General features: G+C 70.8%; 16 protein-coding genes. 8 read left to right on the top strand and 8 right to left on the bottom strand.

Annotated elements, in window-relative coordinates; all coding sequences use genetic code 11:
• The first annotated feature begins 119 nt into the window (after positions 1–119).
• Together OHO83_RS17775 and OHO83_RS17780 are read left to right on the top strand one after the other, a co-directional pair.
• On the top strand, positions 120–710 hold the full coding sequence (locus tag OHO83_RS17775; RefSeq protein ID WP_266674013.1) for an N-acetylmuramoyl-L-alanine amidase: 591 nt from the start codon (positions 120–122) through the stop codon (positions 708–710).
• Positions 711–757: 47 nt separating this feature from the next.
• A complete protein-coding gene (locus tag OHO83_RS17780) occupies positions 758–1,678 on the top strand; it encodes a 1-aminocyclopropane-1-carboxylate deaminase/D-cysteine desulfhydrase (RefSeq protein ID WP_266674011.1) in 921 nt (306 codons plus the stop codon).
• An 8-nt stretch (positions 1,679–1,686) separates the two neighbouring features.
• Here the strand turns inward: OHO83_RS17780 and OHO83_RS17785 are convergent, their stop codons facing one another.
• Complete coding sequence (locus OHO83_RS17785) at positions 1,687–3,285, bottom strand: Na+/H+ antiporter (protein ID WP_266674009.1); 1,599 nt, start codon at positions 3,283–3,285, stop codon at positions 1,687–1,689.
• Positions 3,286–3,338: 53 nt separating this feature from the next.
• Between OHO83_RS17785 and OHO83_RS17790 the strand changes: the two genes are divergently transcribed.
• The 3 genes from OHO83_RS17790 (at position 3,339) to OHO83_RS17800 (ending at position 5,312) form a co-directional block, all read left to right on the top strand.
• Entirely contained in the window at positions 3,339–3,599 is a 261-nt protein-coding gene (locus OHO83_RS17790) for a UBP-type zinc finger domain-containing protein (RefSeq protein ID WP_266674007.1), read from the top strand.
• Between the two features lie 256 nt (positions 3,600–3,855).
• On the top strand, positions 3,856–4,269 hold the full coding sequence (locus OHO83_RS17795) for an anti-sigma regulatory factor (RefSeq protein ID WP_266674005.1): 414 nt from the start codon (positions 3,856–3,858) through the stop codon (positions 4,267–4,269).
• The gene (locus OHO83_RS17800) at positions 4,266–5,312 is read left to right on the top strand and encodes an RNA polymerase sigma factor SigF (RefSeq protein WP_266674003.1); all 1,047 of its coding nucleotides are present in this window, start codon (positions 4,266–4,268) and stop codon (positions 5,310–5,312) included. Before OHO83_RS17795 ends, OHO83_RS17800 begins: the two co-directional genes overlap by 4 nt.
• A 35-nt stretch (positions 5,313–5,347) precedes the next feature.
• Here the strand turns inward: OHO83_RS17800 and OHO83_RS17805 are convergent, their stop codons facing one another.
• Positions 5,348–5,815 (bottom strand): hypothetical protein, encoded by a 468-nt coding sequence (locus OHO83_RS17805; protein WP_266674001.1) that lies wholly within the window; start codon positions 5,813–5,815, stop codon positions 5,348–5,350.
• A 126-nt stretch (positions 5,816–5,941) separates the two neighbouring features.
• Between OHO83_RS17805 and OHO83_RS17810 the strand changes: the two genes are divergently transcribed.
• Positions 5,942–6,910 (top strand): diacylglycerol/lipid kinase family protein, encoded by a 969-nt coding sequence (locus tag OHO83_RS17810; protein ID WP_266673999.1) that lies wholly within the window; start codon positions 5,942–5,944, stop codon positions 6,908–6,910.
• A gap of 319 nt (positions 6,911–7,229) precedes the next feature.
• Positions 7,230–7,487 (top strand): WhiB family transcriptional regulator, encoded by a 258-nt coding sequence (locus OHO83_RS17815; protein WP_016639615.1) that lies wholly within the window; start codon positions 7,230–7,232, stop codon positions 7,485–7,487.
• 225 nt (positions 7,488–7,712) lie between these two features.
• Here OHO83_RS17815 and OHO83_RS17820 read toward each other — a convergent pair whose 3' ends face one another.
• From OHO83_RS17820 to OHO83_RS17830, 3 genes are all read right to left on the bottom strand, one after another.
• Complete coding sequence (locus OHO83_RS17820) at positions 7,713–9,179, bottom strand: sensor histidine kinase (protein ID WP_165914730.1); 1,467 nt, start codon at positions 9,177–9,179, stop codon at positions 7,713–7,715.
• Positions 9,180–9,433: 254 nt separating this feature from the next.
• Positions 9,434–10,075, bottom strand: coding sequence for a TetR/AcrR family transcriptional regulator (locus OHO83_RS17825; protein WP_266673997.1), 642 nt, complete (start codon positions 10,073–10,075; stop codon positions 9,434–9,436).
• 55 nt (positions 10,076–10,130) lie between these two features.
• Positions 10,131–11,201 carry an SIS domain-containing protein gene (locus tag OHO83_RS17830; protein WP_266673995.1) on the bottom strand — a complete coding sequence of 357 codons (1,071 nt, stop codon included), beginning with the start codon at positions 11,199–11,201 and terminating at the stop codon, positions 10,131–10,133.
• Positions 11,202–11,472: 271 nt separating this feature from the next.
• Here OHO83_RS17830 and nagB point away from each other — a divergent pair, with 271 nt between their 5' ends.
• Entirely contained in the window at positions 11,473–12,258 is a 786-nt protein-coding gene (gene nagB, locus OHO83_RS17835) for a glucosamine-6-phosphate deaminase (RefSeq protein WP_266673993.1), read from the top strand.
• 109 nt (positions 12,259–12,367) lie between these two features.
• Here the strand turns inward: nagB and OHO83_RS17840 are convergent, their stop codons facing one another.
• The 3 genes from OHO83_RS17840 to OHO83_RS17850 are packed head-to-tail and all read right to left on the bottom strand — an operon-like array spanning position 12,368 to position 15,693.
• Complete coding sequence (locus OHO83_RS17840; protein ID WP_266673991.1) at positions 12,368–13,861, bottom strand: glycoside hydrolase family 3 protein; 1,494 nt, start codon at positions 13,859–13,861, stop codon at positions 12,368–12,370.
• Between the two features lie 9 nt (positions 13,862–13,870).
• Complete coding sequence (locus tag OHO83_RS17845; RefSeq protein ID WP_266673989.1) at positions 13,871–14,710, bottom strand: carbohydrate ABC transporter permease; 840 nt, start codon at positions 14,708–14,710, stop codon at positions 13,871–13,873.
• Positions 14,707–15,693 (bottom strand): carbohydrate ABC transporter permease, encoded by a 987-nt coding sequence (locus OHO83_RS17850; protein WP_266673987.1) that lies wholly within the window; start codon positions 15,691–15,693, stop codon positions 14,707–14,709. Before OHO83_RS17850 ends, OHO83_RS17845 begins: the two co-directional genes overlap by 4 nt.
• Positions 15,694–15,786 lie beyond the last annotated feature (93 nt).

The raw sequence follows: 15,786 nt of genomic DNA on the forward strand, positions 1-15,786 counted from the left end.
GATGACCGGAACGGCTCGCACGCGATGCGAACAAGTAGTTCCGGTGGGCCGGTTCGGGTACAAGCGGCGTACAAGACGGACGCGCCCCGCTTCCGTCGCACCCCGCGAAGGAGGCGGCCATGTCCCCACCCATGTCCGCGAGCAGCTTCCTGGCCGCCCTCAGCCGTGAAGGCCTGACGGTGGTCGAGGTCGGTGACTGGAGACACCACAACCGCAACCACAAGGGCCCCTGGGGCCCGGTGAACGGCGTGATGATCCACCACACCGTGACGTCGGGCAGCGAGCAGACCGTCGAGCTCTGCCGGAAGGGGCGCGCGGACCTGCCGGGGCCGCTGTGCCACGGCGTCATCACGAAGGACGGCCGCGTCCACCTCGTCGGCTACGGCCGGGCCAACCACGCGGGTCTGGGCGACGACGACGTGCTGCGGGCGGTCGTCGCGGAGAAGGCGCTGCCCCACGACAACGAGGCGAACACGGACGGCAACCGCCACTTCTACGGCTTCGAGTGCGAGAACCTCGGCGACGGCGAGGACCCCTGGCCCGCCGCGCAGCTGGAGGCCATCGAGCGGGCGGCGGCCGCGGTGTGCCGCCATCACGGCTGGACGGAGCGCTCGGTGATCGGCCACCTGGAGTGGCAGCCGGGCAAGGTCGACCCGCGCGGCTTCACGATGGCCTCGATGCGGGGGCGCATCCGCGACCGGCTCAAGTAGGCGCCCTCCGCACGCGGCCCGTGCCCTCCCACCTGCACAATGAGCAGGTGACCCCGCACGTCCCGCGCCCGCCCCTGCACCCCCGGCTGCCCTCGCCGGTGGAGCCGGTCGCCGACGACCGGTTCCACCGGCACGGGGTGCGGCTCCTGCTCAAGCGCGACGACCTCATCCACCCCGACCTGCCCGGCAACAAGTGGCGCAAGCTGGCCCCGAACCTGGCGGCGGCCACCGCCGCGGGCCACGGCACACTGCTCACGTTCGGCGGTGCCTACTCCAACCACCTGCGCGCCACGGCCGCCGCGGGCCGCCTCCTGGGCCTGCGGACCATCGGCGTCGTCAGGGGCCAGGAACTCGCGGGGCAGCCCCTGAACGCCTCTCTCGCGCGCTGCGCGGACGACGGCATGCGCCTGCACTTCGTCGACCGGACGACGTACCGGGAGAAGCGGGATCCGGCCACCCTCGCGCGCATCCTGCGCGAGGTGGCGCCGCGCGACGGTGACACGCCCTACGTCGTCCCCGAGGGCGGCAGCAACGCCGAGGCCGTCCGCGGCTGCGCGGAACTCGGGCAGGAGCTGCGAGAGACCGCCGGCGTGGTGGGCGTCGCCTGCGGCACGGGCGGCACGCTCGCCGGCCTCGCCGCCGGCCTCGGCGAGGGGCAGCGAGCACTCGGCATACCCGTCCTGAAGGGCGGCTTCCTCGGCGACGAGATACGCACCCTCCAGAAGGCGGCGTTCGGCGGTCCGCGGGGCGACTGGTCCCTGGACGAGCGCTTCCACTGCGGCGGCTACGGCCGCACCACCCCCGCCCTCCTCGCCTTCGCCGAGGACTTCGAGCAGCGTCACGGCCTGCCCGTCGAGCGCCTCTATGTGGCCAAGCTCCTGTACGGGCTCCTCACCCTCACCGAGGAGGGCGCGTTCGCGCCGGGCACCCGGCTCATGGCCGTCGTCACGGGAACGCCCTCCCCGTAGCGGGCCGGTCAGTCGCCGACCTCCCGGTAGGCCGCCGCCTCCTCCAGGTCGAGCTTGCGCAGCAGCGTGCGCATCATCTCGTCGTCGATCCGCCGCTCGTCCCGCATCCGTACGAAGACCTCCCGCTCGGCCGCGATGGCCTCCCGCGTGAGGCGGCGATAGGTGTCGTCGGCGGACTCCCCCGTCACCGGGTTGGCGTGGCCGAGCCGTTCCCACACAGAGTTGCGACGACGCTCCAGGACGGTCCGCAGCCGGTCCTCCAAAGGCGCGGGCAGACAGTTGCGCTCGTCCTCCATCAGCTCGTTCACGCGCTCCTCGGCGGCCCGGGAAGCGGCGTTCTGCGCCTGCGCCTCGGCGAGCGTCTCGGCCTGCGTGTCGCGTCCCGGCAACTTCAGGATCCTGATCAGCCAGGGCAGCGAGAGCCCTTGCACGACGAGGGTTCCGATCACCGTCGTGAACGTCAGGAACAGGACCAGGTTGCGAGCGGGGAAACGGCTCCCGTCGTCGACGAACACCGGGATCGAGAAGGCGATCGCGAGCGACACGACACCGCGCATCCCGGCCCAGCTCACCACGAGCGGCCGCCGCCAGTCGCTGTCCCGTTCCCGCTCCCTGATCCGCGCCGACAGCCACCAGGGCACGTAGGTCGCCGGATACGACCACACGAAGCGCATCACCACGACGAGCACGAAGACCGCGACGGCGTACCCGAGGGCCTCCCCGACGCTGTACTCGCCGAGGTCCTTGAGGACGACGGGCAGCTGGAGTCCGATGAGCGCGAAGACCGCCGACTCCAGGATGAAGGCGACCACCTTCCACACGGCGGCCTCCTGGAGCCGAGTCTCGAAGTCGACCTGCCAGGAGCGGTGCCCCAGATAGAGGGCGACCGTGACCACGGCGAGCACTCCGGAAGCGCCGACCTGCTCGGCGGCCGCGTAGGCGACGAACGGGATGAGCAGGGAGAGCGTGTTCTGGAGGATCGCCTCCTTCAGGTGCGTCCGCAGCCAGTGCAGCGGCACCATCAGGACGAGCCCGACGCCGACGCCGCCGACCGACGCCACCAGGAACTCCCTGATCCCGCCCGCCCAGCTCGCGCCCTCCCCGACCGCGGCGGCCAGCGCCACCTTGTAGGCGGTGATCGCGGTGGCGTCGTTCACCAGGGACTCGCCCTGGAGGATCGTCGTGATCCGCGCGGGCAGCCCCACCTTGCGCGCGATGGCCGTCGCGGCGACCGCGTCCGGCGGGGCGATCACCGCACCCAGCACCAGCGCGGCCGTCAGCGGCAGATCGGGGATCAGTTCGTACGCGAGCCAGCCGACGGCGACGGTCGCGAACAGCACGTACCCGACGGAGAGCAGCGCCACCGGCCTGACATTGGCCCGCAGATCGAGGTACGAGCTCTCCAGGGCCGCGGTGTGCAGCAGCGGGGGCAGGATGAGCGGCAGCACGATGTGCGGGTCGAGCGTGTACTGCGGCACCCCGGGCAGATACGACGCCACGAGTCCGACCGCGACGAGCAGCAGCGGCGCGGGGACCGGCGTCCGGCGCGCGGCCCCCGCGACCGCCGCGCTCGCCGCGATCAGTGCCACCAGGGGCAATACGTCCATCAACCCGTCCCTCCACAGTCCGCCACGCCGCCGCCCGTCGTAACCTGACAATCATGAACGAGTGCCCGCACGTCGACGCGCTGCCTCACCCCGAACCCGCGCCCCTGAGCGACACCTGCCCGGAGTGCCTCGCGGCCGGCAGCCACCCCGTGCAGCTGCGGCTCTGTCTGGAATGCGGGCACGTGGGCTGCTGCGACTCCTCGCCCATGAAGCACGCGACGCAGCACTTCAACGAGTCGGGCCACGCGGTGATCCGGACGTTCGAGCCCGGCGAGAGCTGGCGCTGGTGCTTCGTGGACAACCTGCTCGTCTGAGGACCGCGCCGGTTTGCGGTTCGACCGTGCGAGGCCTGGGTACGTCAACCCGGCGCCCGCTCTTTCCAATTGAGTCCGCACACCCTCTAGCCACTGTCCGTACTCATAGGCTTACTATGAGTGACACCAACGGGCCGGGGGTCCCCGGGACAGAAGACTTGGGTGCGCGGTAGCGTCACCGCTGAACACGTAGCGCGTCACCCGGGGGACGTACCCTCCGGAGCCCGAAAGTGCTTGTACCACCATGGAGGTGAGGGTGTCCCAGATCGCAGGCGAGCCCGGGAATCAGGACTTCGTAGAAGTCCGGCTGCCGGCTGCGGGTGCCTACCTGTCGGTGCTGCGGACGGCCACGGCCGGCCTCGCGGCGCGTTTGGACTTCACCCTCGACGAGATCGAGGACCTCCGCATCGCTGTCGACGAGGCGTGCGCGATCCTGCTCCAGCAGGCCGTGCCCGGCTCGGTGCTCAGCTGCATCTTCCGGCTCGTCGACGACTCGCTGGAGGTGACGGTCTCGGCGCCCACCACCGACGGCCGCGCCCCGGAGCGCGACACCTTCGCCTGGACTGTGCTGTCGGCCCTCGCGGGCAAGGTGGACTCCACGGTCGCCGACGACAACACCGTCTCGATCAGCCTCTACAAACAGCGCGGCGCGGGTCCCGGGCCGGCGTGACGAACGGGGACGGGCCGGTGCGGGACGAGAAGCACGGCACACAGGACCTCCCGGCCGACGGCGGGGACGGGATGCGGCGGCTTGCCGAGGGCATCCCCGAACAGCAGGCCCGGCCGCACCCGGAGGACCCCGCGGACCTCGAACGGCCGGGTCCGCCGGCGGTGGCCGATGCGTCGGAGCAGGCAGAGCCGGCCGGCGGGGAGAAGATCTCCGCAGGACCGGACGCGCGACGGGCGGGATGGATGAGCGAGCACGAGCGACACGGTGACCAGCAGCGCACGCACGATCCGCGGGACCGCAGCGGCGCACGGCTGATGTTCATCGAGCTGCGCACCCTGACGGACGGCAGCCCCGAGTACGCGGACCTGCGCAATCAGCTGGTCCGTATGCATCTGCCGCTCGTCGAGCACCTGGCCCGCCGCTTCCGCAACCGCGGCGAGCCGCTCGACGACCTGACCCAGGTCGCCACGATCGGCCTGATCAAGTCGGTGGACCGCTTCGACCCGGAGCGCGGCGTGGAGTTCTCCACGTACGCGACGCCGACGGTCGTCGGTGAGATCAAGCGCCACTTCCGCGACAAGGGCTGGGCGGTGCGCGTCCCGCGGCGACTTCAGGAGCTGCGTCTCGCGCTGACGACGGCGACGGCCGAGCTGTCCCAGCTGCACGGCCGCTCCCCCACGGTCCACGAGCTCGCCGAGAAGCTGGCGATCTCGGAGGAGGAGGTCCTGGAGGGCCTGGAGTCGGCCAACGCGTACTCCACGCTGTCCCTGGACGTCCCGGACACGGACGACGAGTCGCCTGCCGTGGCGGACACACTGGGATCCGAGGACGAGGCGCTGGAGGGCGTCGAGTACCGCGAGTCCCTCAAGCCGCTCCTGGAGGACCTGCCGCCGCGCGAGAAGCGGATCCTGCTTCTTCGCTTCTTCGGGAACATGACGCAGTCGCAGATCGCGCAGGAGGTCGGCATCTCCCAGATGCACGTCTCGCGCCTGCTGGCCCGCACTCTGGCCCAGCTGCGCGAGAAGCTCCTCGTCGAGGAGTGAGCCCCGAGGAGTGAGCTCCGCGACGTACGGGCCGGCTACTTCTGGCCCGTTACGTCGCCCGCGGCGCCCGGAGTCGTGATGCCGAGCGCCCGGGTCGTGGCCGGGTTCACCAGGAGCACCAGCGCCGTCACCGCGACGACGGCTAGCGCGATCCCGCCCGGGATCATCACGCTCTCGGCCTGGAGCAGCGTGTAGGCGACCGGGAGCGCCATGATCTGCGTGATGATCGCGGGCCCCCGGCTCCAGCTGCGCCGCTTCAGCAGCCCGCGCGCCGCGATCAGCGGCAGCAGCGCGAGGACGGCGAGCGTGACACCGCCGGTCACGGCCTGCTCGGGGTTGTCGGGGTGACCCGCGAGACCCATGACGAGCATGGAGACGCCGCCCACGAGCAGGGCGGCCCCCTCGAGACCGGCCAGCGCGGCGGCCGCGGTCAGCCGTCCGGGGCGCGGGCCGTCGTCGGTGGTCGCGGCGTCTTCGGGGCTGGGGTTCTGCTCTGAGGTCACCCAAGCAGGGTAGCCCTCGGCCCGTACCTCCGGGCCGCCCCGGGTGGGCCCGCGGCGGCCCCGGTTTCTTACCCGACTCCTACCTCGGTCTGGGCCGAGTACCACCCGGTAGGTACCCTGCTTCGCATGCGTGCACTTCTTGTGGTCAATCCGGCGGCAACCACCACCAGTGCGCGTACGCGTGACGTACTGATCCACGCGCTCGCGAGCGAGATGAAGCTCGAGGCGATCACCACGGAGTACCGCGGGCACGCCAGGGACCTCGGCCGGCAGGCCGCGGAGAGCAAGGACATCGAGCTGGTCGTGGCCCTCGGCGGCGACGGCACGGTCAACGAGGTCGTGAACGGCCTGCTGCACCACGGCCCCGCCCCGGACCGCCTCCCCCGCCTCGCCGTCGTCCCCGGCGGCTCCACCAATGTCTTCGCCCGCGCCCTCGGCCTGCCGAACGACGCGGTGGAGGCGACGGGCGCCCTGCTCGACGCTCTGCGCGAGGGCCGGGAGCGCACGGTGGGTCTCGGCCGCGCGGGCGGCACGCCGGGCACGCCGGACGAGGCCGCCCCGTCCCGGTGGTTCACGTTCTGTGCCGGTCTCGGCTTCGACGGAGGCGTCATCGGCCGGGTCGAACAGCAACGCGAACGCGGAAAGCGATCGACACACGCGCTCTATTTGCGTCAGGTCGTACGTCAGTTCCTCGGTGAGCACGACCGCCGGCACGGCGCGATCACACTGGACCGGCCGGGTGAGAACCCCGTCACGGATCTGGTCCTGTCCATAGTCTGCAATACCTCCCCATGGTCATATCTGGGGAACAGGCCGCTCTACGCGTCCCCTCAGGCGTCCTTCGACACCGGCCTTGACGTGCTGGGACTCAAGAAATTGTCCGCTCCCTCAGTGGCCCGTTACGGCACTCAGCTGCTGACCTCGTCACCCGTCCGGGGACCCCACGGGAAGAACGCCGTGACGCTGCACGACCTGACCGACTTCACCTTGCAATCGAAGGTCCCCCTGCCCCTCCAGATGGACGGTGACCACCTGGGGCTGCGAACGAGCGTGACGTTCACAGGCGTACGCCGTGCACTGCGTGTGATTGTGTGAGTGGAAGAGCCCAAAGTCCTTTATCTCGAACGTTTGGGCCAGGATCCACCCCATGGAAGTACGGCTGTGACCTAGCCGACACCGAGGAATCAAAAAAAACTTTCCTGAAGGGGTTGTATCCGCCGCCGAGGTTTGCGAATCTCTACATGGCGCTCGGGACGGCCCGCAACATCGGCCCCACAGAGAGCCCGAACCCCCTCCTCAACACCACAGGACATCGTCGCAGATGTGACGAAAGTCCCTTCCGTTGTCGGGGGATTCGTGAAAGCGTTCACATTCACAAGCAACCAGCACGTAATACCAAGGAGAGGTAGCAGCCATGGACTGGCGTCACAACGCCGTTTGCCGCGAAGAAGACCCCGAGCTCTTCTTCCCTATCGGCAACACCGGTCCTGCGCTGCTGCAGATCGAGGAAGCCAAGGCCGTCTGCCGCCGCTGCCCCGTCATGGAGCAGTGCCTGCAGTGGGCGCTCGAGTCCGGCCAGGACTCCGGCGTCTGGGGTGGCCTCAGCGAGGACGAGCGCCGCGCAATGAAGCGTCGCGCCGCCCGCAACCGTGCTCGCCAGGCCAGCGCCTGACGCCCACGCCCCCCACGAGCCTGAGCCCGGCGGCGCGTACAGCGAGTACGCAACTCCCGCCCCCGAGCCGCAGCGCGCAGTACCCCCGATGCTCCACCCAGGCTCCGCCCGGGATGTAGAACCGGGCAACGCGAACAGTGAGCCCCGGACCGAACGGTCCGGGGCTCACTGGCGTTTGCGGCTGTGTCGGTTTGCCCGGCGCGGGCGGCCCGGCGCCGGGCCGGGCTACTTGTCGGCGGTCACCGGGATGTCGAGGACGACCCGTGTGCCGCGGCCGGGCGCCGGAACCATGTCGAACGATCCACTCAACTCACCCTCGACCAGAGTGCGTACGATCTGCAGGCCCAGGTTGCCGGCGCGCTTCGGGTCGAAGCCCTCGGGCAGGCCCACGCCGTCGTCGGTGACGGTGATCAGGAGGCGGGCGTCCTTGGTGGTGCCGCCGCGCACCGCCGAGACCTCGACCGTGCCGGTGTCGCCCTGACGGAAGCCGTGCTCCAGGGCGTTCTGCAGGACCTCGGTGAGGACCATCGACAGCGGCGTCGCGACCTCCGCGTCCAGGATGCCGAAGCGGCCGGTACGCCGGCCCGTGACCACGCCCGGTGAGATCTCCGCGACCATGGCGAGGACCCGGTCGGCGATCTCGTCGAACTCCACGCGCTCGTCCAGGTTCTGGGAGAGCGTCTCGTGGACGATGGCGATCGAGCCGACGCGGCGCACCGCTTCCTCCAGGGCCTCGCGACCGCTGTCGGAGTCGATGCGGCGGGCCTGGAGGCGCAACAGGGCGGCGACGGTCTGGAGGTTGTTCTTCACCCGGTGGTGGATCTCCCGGATGGTCGCGTCCTTGGTGATCAACTCCCGCTCGCGGCGGCGCAGTTCGGTGACGTCGCGCAGGAGGACGAGGGAACCGATCCGGGTGCCCTTGGGCTTGAGGGGGATCGCGCGGAGCTGGATCGACCCCTCCTCCCCCTCGATCTCGAACTCGCGCGGCGCCCAGCCGCTGGCCACCTTGGCGAGCGCCTCGTCCACCGGGCCGCGCGACGGGGCGAGTTCGGCCGTCGTCCGGCCGAGGTGGTGCCCGACCAGGTCGGCGGAGAAGCCGAGCCGGTGGTACGCGGAGAGCGCGTTCGGCGACGCGTACTGGACGACGCCGTCCGCGTCGAGGCGGATGAGGCCGTCGCCGACGCGCGGGGAGGCGTCCATGTCGACCTGCTGACCCGGGAACGGGAACGACCCGGCCGCGATCATCTGGGCGAGGTCGGAGGCCGACTGGAGATAGGTCAGTTCGAGGCGGGAGGGGGTACGGACCGTGAGCAGGTTCGTGTTGCGGGCGATCACACCGAGGACGCGCCCTTCCCTGCGTACGGGGATGGACTCGACCCGTACCGGGACCTCCTCGCGCCACTCGGGGTCGCCCTCGCGGACGATGCGGCCCTCATCGAGGGCGGCGTCCAGAAGGGGGCGGCGGCCGCGCGGGACGAGATGGCCGACCATGTCGTCCTGGTACGAGGTGGGGCCGGTGTTGGGCCGCATCTGCGCCACGGAGACGTAACGGGTGCCGTCGAGCGTGGGAACCCACAGCACGAGGTCGGCGAAGGACAGGTCGGAGAGCAGCTGCCACTCCGAGACCAGCAGATGCAGCCACTCGAGGTCGGAGTCACCGAGGGCCGTGTGCTGGCGTACGAGGTCGTTCATGGAGGGCACGGAGCCGAGGGTACCTGGCGGGTTCCGGCCCGAAGACACCCGCGGGCCGCGGCGCCTGGGAGGGACCCTCAGCCCTCCCGGCACCGCAGCCCGGAGTTGCAACAGCCGTCGGGTGTGCGGTCCCGTCGGCCATGTGAGGACCCGCCGCAGTCAGGGCAGAGAGCGCCGGTTCCTCGGTCCGTCCTCCTGTGCGGGGAGGACGGAGGCTTTACCATCGCATTGTGGACTAGACCATTCTGTCATGTCTACGCGTTGGACGATGTTTGTTGTTGTCTCTTCGTATCCGCTTTCGCGGCCGCGGGCCAGGCCGCCATCGCCAGGTCGGCGAGTGACTCGAGATCGCTCCGGCTCGCGCCGTCGCGGGCCTGCTGGGACATCCCCTGGAAGACCGCCCCTGTATAGCGTGCCAGAGCCGCCGCGTCCGTGTCGGACGGAAGCTCCCCTTCCGCGATACCCGCACGAATTCGGGTCTCGAAAGCGGCGATATCCGCCTGCCGCCGGTCGCGCAGGCCGTCCTCGATCCCCGGCGTGGTGCAGTTGGCCGCCGCGTGGACGACCAGGCAGCCGTGCGGCAGGCCGGGGCGCGTGAACGCGGCCGCGGCCTCGTGGAGCAGGCGGGCCAGCGCGGCGCGGGCCGTGGGCTCCTCGGCGCAGGCGCGCTCCCCGAACGAGGCGTGCGCGGCGCTGTAGAACCTGACGACCTCGTCGAACAGTGTCTTCTTGTCGCCGAAGGCCGCGTAGAGGCTGGGGGCGCCGATATCCATGGCCCGGGTCAGGTCGGCGACCGTCGTCGCCTCGTAGCCGTGTTCCCAGAAGGCGTGCATCGCCTTCTCCAGGGCGGCGTCCCGGTCGAAGGAGCGGGGCCGTCCGCGCTGCTTGGTCGCCATCCGCGAATTCTATAGCGGGCGCTAGAGAAGAGCGGGTGCCGAAGCAGAGCGGGAGTCAGTGCGTCTCCGTCACCTTCGCCAGCGCCCTCGGGGCGTCCGGGTCCTGGCCACGGGCGATGGTGACCTCGTACGCGAGGAGCTGAAGCGGGATGATCTCCAGGACCGGCTGGACCTCCTCCGCGACGCCCTCGGTCGGCAGGACGAACCCTGCCGATGCCTGGTCCACCTGCGCCCTGGGGCCGATGACGACGAGGTCGGCGCCGCGGCCGCGCAGCCGGTCGAGCACGGGCTGGAGCATGCTGCCGCCCTTGCCGTCCGTGACGACGGCGATGACCGGTGAGATGTTGTCGACCATGGCGAGCGGGCCGTGCAGCAGGTCGGCGCCCGAGTAGGACAGGGCCGGGATGTAGCTGGTCTCCATGAGTTTGAGGGCGGCCTCCTTGGCGGTCGGATAGCCGTAACCGCGCGAGGTGATCACCATGCGGTTCGCGAAGCGGTAGCGGGAGGCGAGGGTGCGCACCTCGTCCTGGCGGTCCAGGAGCTGCTGGGCGAGGCCGGGCAGCACACCGGCGGGCGAGCCGTCGCCGCCGCGCAGTCCCTCGACGAAGAGGTAGAGCGCGAGCAGGGACGCGGTGTACGTCTTGGTGGCCGGGAGCGCCTTCTCCGGGCCCGCCATGATGTCGATGTGGTGCTCGGAGACGGCGGCGAGCGGTGAGTCCGGGTTGTTGGTCACCGCGAGGGTGATCGCGCCGGCCGCGCGGGCCGCCTTCGTGGAGGCGACCAGGTCGGGCGAGCCGCCCGACTGACTGACGGTGACGGCCAGCACGTCGCGCAGGTCGGGCCGGGCGCCGTACGCCGTCGTGGTGGACATGGAGGCCAGGCCGCACGGCATCCCGAGCTGGATCTCCAGCAGGTACTTCGCGTAGAGGGCGGCGTTGTCTGAGGTGCCGCGGGCGGTGAGCAGGACGAAGCGGGGCGCCTGCGCCACGACCAGCCGGGCCACCTCGTGGATGCGGGGAGCGCCGGTGTCGAGGAGGCGGCGCAGCACCGCGGGCTGCTCGGCCATCTCGCGGGCCATGATCCGGCCCGGCTGCTCGCTCTTCGGGGCCGACGGGGTGGCGGTCATGTGGACTCCTCCGGAGGGGCGGTCGCGGGTGCGGCGGGCGGGGCCGGCCGGGCTCCTCCTGTGCACGCTCGGTTCCACTCTGGGGGCTGACGCGGGCGCTCGCCCGCGTCAGCGGGTCCGGGCGTGGCGGCTTCGAGGTGCCGTCGGCTCGGGGAGCGCCGAGCATGGTCGGACGGGGGCGTACGCCCCGTGACCGGCCGGGCATCCTCTGCTAGATTGGTCTATACCACATGCGCAGCACCCCATCCTCGACCAGATCGGCAGGCCCAGCGTGGAAGTTGTGATCGTCCCGGACGCCAAGGCAGGCGGCGAGCTCATCGCCGAGGCGATGGCCCAGCTGCTGCGCCGCAAGCCCGACGCCCTGCTCGGTGTGGCCACCGGCTCGACCCCGCTGCCCATCTACGAGGCGCTGGCCGCCAAGGTCGGCGGCGGCGAGGTCGACGCGTCGAAGGCCCGTATCGCCCAGCTCGACGAGTACGTGGGACTGCCGACCGGACACCCCGAGTCCTACCGGGCGACCGTGCTGCGCGAGGTCGTCGAGCCGCTCGGCCTGAGCGAGGGCTCCTTCATGGGCCCGGACGGCAGCGCCGAGGACGTGCAGGCGGCCTGCGAGGCGTACGACAAGGCGCTCGCCGCCGCCGGCGGTGTGGACCTCCAGCTGCTCGGCATCGGCACCGACGGACACATCGGCTTCAACGAGCCGTGCTCGTCGATCGCCTCCCGTACGCGGATCAAGACGCTGACCCAGCAGACCATCGCGGACAACGCGCGCTTCTTCGACGGCGACCTCGACCAGGTGCCGCGCCACGTCATCACGCAGGGCATCGGCACGATCCTGGAGGCGCGGCATCTGGTGCTGCTCGCCACCGGCGAGGGCAAGGCGGACGCCGTGGCGGCGACCGTCGAGGGACCGGTGGCCTCCGTGGTGCCGGCGTCGGCGCTCCAGCTGCACCCGCACGCGACGGTCGTCGTCGACGAGGGGGCGGCGTCCAAGCTCAAGCTCTCCGATTACTTCCGGCACACGTACGCGAACAAGCCCGCTTGGCAGGGGCTGTAAGCGAGTCCGGGCAGACATGAAGGTGCCGGTCACCCCTCACCGGGGGTGACCGGCACCTTCATGTCTGCCGTCCGCGCGAGCGGCGGCGCCCCTGGGAGGGACGCTCGGCTCACCCGGCGACGATCACCTCGGCGGCCGCCAGACCGCACACCCGGGCCGCGCCGTGTGTCGCCACGTGCAGGGCGCCCTGCGGCGGCGCCTGCGGTACGCCCATCTCGACCACGACCGTGTCGGGGCGGGCCTCGAGGAGCGTGTCCAGCGACTGAGCCATCCACGCGTGGCGGTGGGCGTCGCGGACCACGGCGACGATGCGGCGGTCCCCCGCCGCGGCGAGGGCGGCGGCGCCCGCGTCCGCGCCGGAGAAGCTGCCGGTCTCCGTGCCGGGCAGCAGCCGCTCCAGTTCGGCGGCGACACCCCACGGCGTCTCGTCGCCGACGGCGATGTTGGCGACGGGCGTGAAGGCGGCGACGTACGGCGCCTCGGTGACGGGGGCTGCGTGCTCACCGCGCGTGACGGTCACCGCCCGCCGCGCCGCGACCAGGCCGATCCCGGAGTCGGGCGCGCCCCCCGCGTGCGCGGCCGCGCCCGGCTCCGAGGTCCACCGGGCGAGCGAACGCACCCGCGCCGCGGCGTCGGCGAGCCGCTCCTCGGGCAGGTCCCCCGCGTGCACCGCGGCGACGAGAGCGTCGCGCAGCCGCAGGACCGTGTCGTCGTCGGCGAGCCCGCCGCCGACACAGATGGCGTCGGCGCCGGCCGCGATGGCGAGGACGCTGCCGCGCTCGATGCCGTACGTGGCGGAGATGGCCTGCATCTCCATGCCGTCGGTGACGATCAGCCCTTCGTACCCCAGTTCCTCGCGGAGCAGGCCGGTCAGGATGCGGCGCGAGAGGGTGGCGGGGCGGTCCGGGTCCAGGGCGGGCACGAGGATGTGGGCGCTCATCACCGCGCGCGTGCCGGCCGCGATCGCCGCGCGGAACGGGGCGAGTTCACGCTCGTGGAGGACGTCGAGGCCCACGTCGATGCGCGGCATGTCGTGGTGCGAGTCGACGGCGGTGTCTCCGTGGCCGGGGAAGTGCTTGGTGCAGGCGGCGACGCCCGCGGACTGCAGGCCGGTGACGTACGCGGCGGTGTGGCGGGAGACGAGGCCGGTGTCGGCGCCGAAGGACCGTACGCCGATGACGGGGTTGGCCGGGTTGGAGTTGACGTCCGCGGACGGGGCCCAGTTGAGGTTGACGCCGCAGGCGGCCAGGCGGCGGCCGAGTTCGGCGGCGACGGACCGGGTGAGCTCCACGTCGTCGACCGCGCCCAGGGCGTGGTTGCCGGGGAACGAGGAGCCGGAGCGCACCTCCAGTCGGGTGACGTCACCGCCCTCCTCGTCGATGGCGACCAGGACGTCGTCGCGCTCGGCCCGCAACTGGGCGGTCAGGGCGGTCAGTTGCTCGGGCGAGGCGATGTTCCGGCCGAACAGGCCGACGGAGGCGAGGCCCTCGCCGAGCCGGCGCAGCAGCCAGTCGGGGGCGCTGGTGCCGGTGAAGCCGGGCTGGAGGACGGTGAGCGCGTCCCGGGTGAGGGTGTCGGTGCCGCGTGCGGTGAGTGTCGTCATCTGGCGGTGTTATCCCTTCACGGCGCCGTCGGTGAGGCCGCTGACGGCCCTGCGCTGCAGGAAGACGAAGAGGATCAGGATCGGGATCGCGAAGAGCGAGGACGCGGCCATGGTCGCACCCCAGTCGTCGCCGAAGGCCGTCTGGAAGCTGGAGAGCCACAGCGGCAGCGTCTGCGCCTCGGGCGACTTGTTGAGGACGAGGACCATCGGGAACTCGTTCCAGGCGGTGATGAAGCCGAACATCGAGGTCGACATCAGGCCGGGCGCGAGCAGCGGCAGGATCACCCTGCGGAAGGCCTGCATACGGGTGCAGCCGTCGACCATCGCGGACTCCTCCAGCTCCCTGGGCACGGCGGCGACGAAGCCGCGCAGCGTGAGGAGGGTGAAGGGCAGGATCATCACCATGTAGAAGAGGGTCAGCGGGACGAGGCTGTTCAGCATCGACGCGTCGCGCACGATCATGTAGATCGCGATGACCATGACTTCCCAGGGCGCCATCTGGGCCAGCATGAACCCGATGACGAAACCGCGGCGGCCCTTGAACCGCATCCGTGCGAGGGCGAACGACGCGGCCAGGCCGATCACCAGCGAGAAGACGACGGCGAGCACGGTCACGGTGACCGAGTTGCGCACCAGCGTCCAGAAGTTGTCGGCGCCGATCGCCGTCCTGAAGTGCTCGAACGTGATGTCGGTCGGGAACCAGACGGGGTTCTCGCTGATGATGTCGCCGGTCGGCTTGAGCGCCGTCGCGAACATCCAGTAGACGGGGAAGACGAAGCCGATGAACAGGATCACGGCCGTCACGTTGGGCCAGGCGCGGCGGAACGTCGACGAAGCAGAGCGCTTCACAGCTCGTCCTCCTCTTGCTTGAGTACGATCCGGAGGTAGTAGGCGGTCAGCACGAGCAGGATCAGGATCGTCAGGACGGCGATCGCCGCGCCCATGCCGAAGTGCTGGTTGCCGACGCCCTCGATGTACGCGTACACGGGCAGGATCTCGGTGAGCCGGTCGGGGCCGCCGCCGTTGATCGTGAAGACCTGGACGAACGCCTTGAAGACCCAGATGATCTCGAGGAACGTCGTCGCGTAGAGGAAGGGCCGCAGATACGGCAGGGTGACCGAGAGGAAGCTCTTCCAGGGGCCGGCGCCGTCGAGGGACGCGGCTTCGTAGAGCTCCTTGGGGATGGTGGTCGTCGCGGCGTAGAGGTTGATCGCGACGAACGGGATCGACATCCAGACGATCAGCACGGTGACGACGAAGAACGTCGACATCTGGCTGCCGGTCCAGCTGTAGTCGGCCATGGAGTGCCAGCCGAGCTTGTCGAGGACCCAGTTGACGACGCCGAAGCGCTCCGCGAACAGCCACTGGTAGACGGTGGTCGCGGCGACGACGGGCATCGCCCAGGCGAGCACGAGCCCGACGAGGAGCAGGACGCGCATGCGCTTGCCGAGCCGGGCTAGGAGCAGACCGACGAGGGTGCCGATCACCATGATCAGGATGGCGTTGACGAGGGTGAAGACGATGGAGCGTCCGGTCACCCGCCAGAAGTCCGAACTGGTCAGTACTTCTTGGTAGTTGTCGAAGCCGTTCCACTCGGTGACATGCTGGATCAGCTGTCCCATGTTGAGGTTCTGGAACGACAGGAGCCCGTCCTTGAGCAGCGGCCAGCCGAGGAGCAGCACGGTGGCCGCGACCGCGGGAAGCAGCAGCAGATAGGGCGTGAGGGCCCCGGCCCGTGCGCGGGCCTGCTTTCTCGGTCCGCCGGATCCCCCGCCGTCCGCTTTCCGGACCTCCGCCGGACCGGAGGGCGGCCGTTCGGTCTGCACGGTCATGCTCGCCATCTCTTTTCTGGGCCTGCCGGGACACCGTGGACCCCGCGGGGGCGGAGGGCCTGCCGGCGCTCTCCGTCCCCGCGGGGCCTTTTG

Source organism: Streptomyces sp. NBC_00569, from assembly GCF_036345255.1.
Classification (GTDB): Bacteria; Actinomycetota; Actinomycetes; order Streptomycetales; family Streptomycetaceae; genus Streptomyces.

Excerpts from the sequence above, each read along its gene's own strand:
- OHO83_RS17820 (WP_165914730.1), bottom strand. The coding sequence starts at position 9,179 with ATGAACGACCTCGTACGCCAGCACACGGCCCTCGGTGACTCCGACCTC.
- OHO83_RS17810 (WP_266673999.1), top strand. The coding sequence starts at position 5,942 with ATGCGTGCACTTCTTGTGGTCAATCCGGCGGCAACCACCACCAGTGCG.
- OHO83_RS17775 (WP_266674013.1), top strand. The coding sequence starts at position 120 with ATGTCCCCACCCATGTCCGCGAGCAGCTTCCTGGCCGCCCTCAGCCGT.
- OHO83_RS17825 (WP_266673997.1), bottom strand. The coding sequence starts at position 10,075 with ATGGCGACCAAGCAGCGCGGACGGCCCCGCTCCTTCGACCGGGACGCC.
- OHO83_RS17815 (WP_016639615.1), top strand. The coding sequence starts at position 7,230 with ATGGACTGGCGTCACAACGCCGTTTGCCGCGAAGAAGACCCCGAGCTC.
- OHO83_RS17840 (WP_266673991.1), bottom strand. The coding sequence starts at position 13,861 with ATGACGACACTCACCGCACGCGGCACCGACACCCTCACCCGGGACGCG.
- OHO83_RS17790 (WP_266674007.1), top strand. The coding sequence starts at position 3,339 with ATGAACGAGTGCCCGCACGTCGACGCGCTGCCTCACCCCGAACCCGCG.
- OHO83_RS17850 (WP_266673987.1), bottom strand. The coding sequence starts at position 15,693 with ATGACCGTGCAGACCGAACGGCCGCCCTCCGGTCCGGCGGAGGTCCGG.
- OHO83_RS17785 (WP_266674009.1), bottom strand. The coding sequence starts at position 3,285 with ATGGACGTATTGCCCCTGGTGGCACTGATCGCGGCGAGCGCGGCGGTC.
- OHO83_RS17830 (WP_266673995.1), bottom strand. The coding sequence starts at position 11,201 with ATGACCGCCACCCCGTCGGCCCCGAAGAGCGAGCAGCCGGGCCGGATC.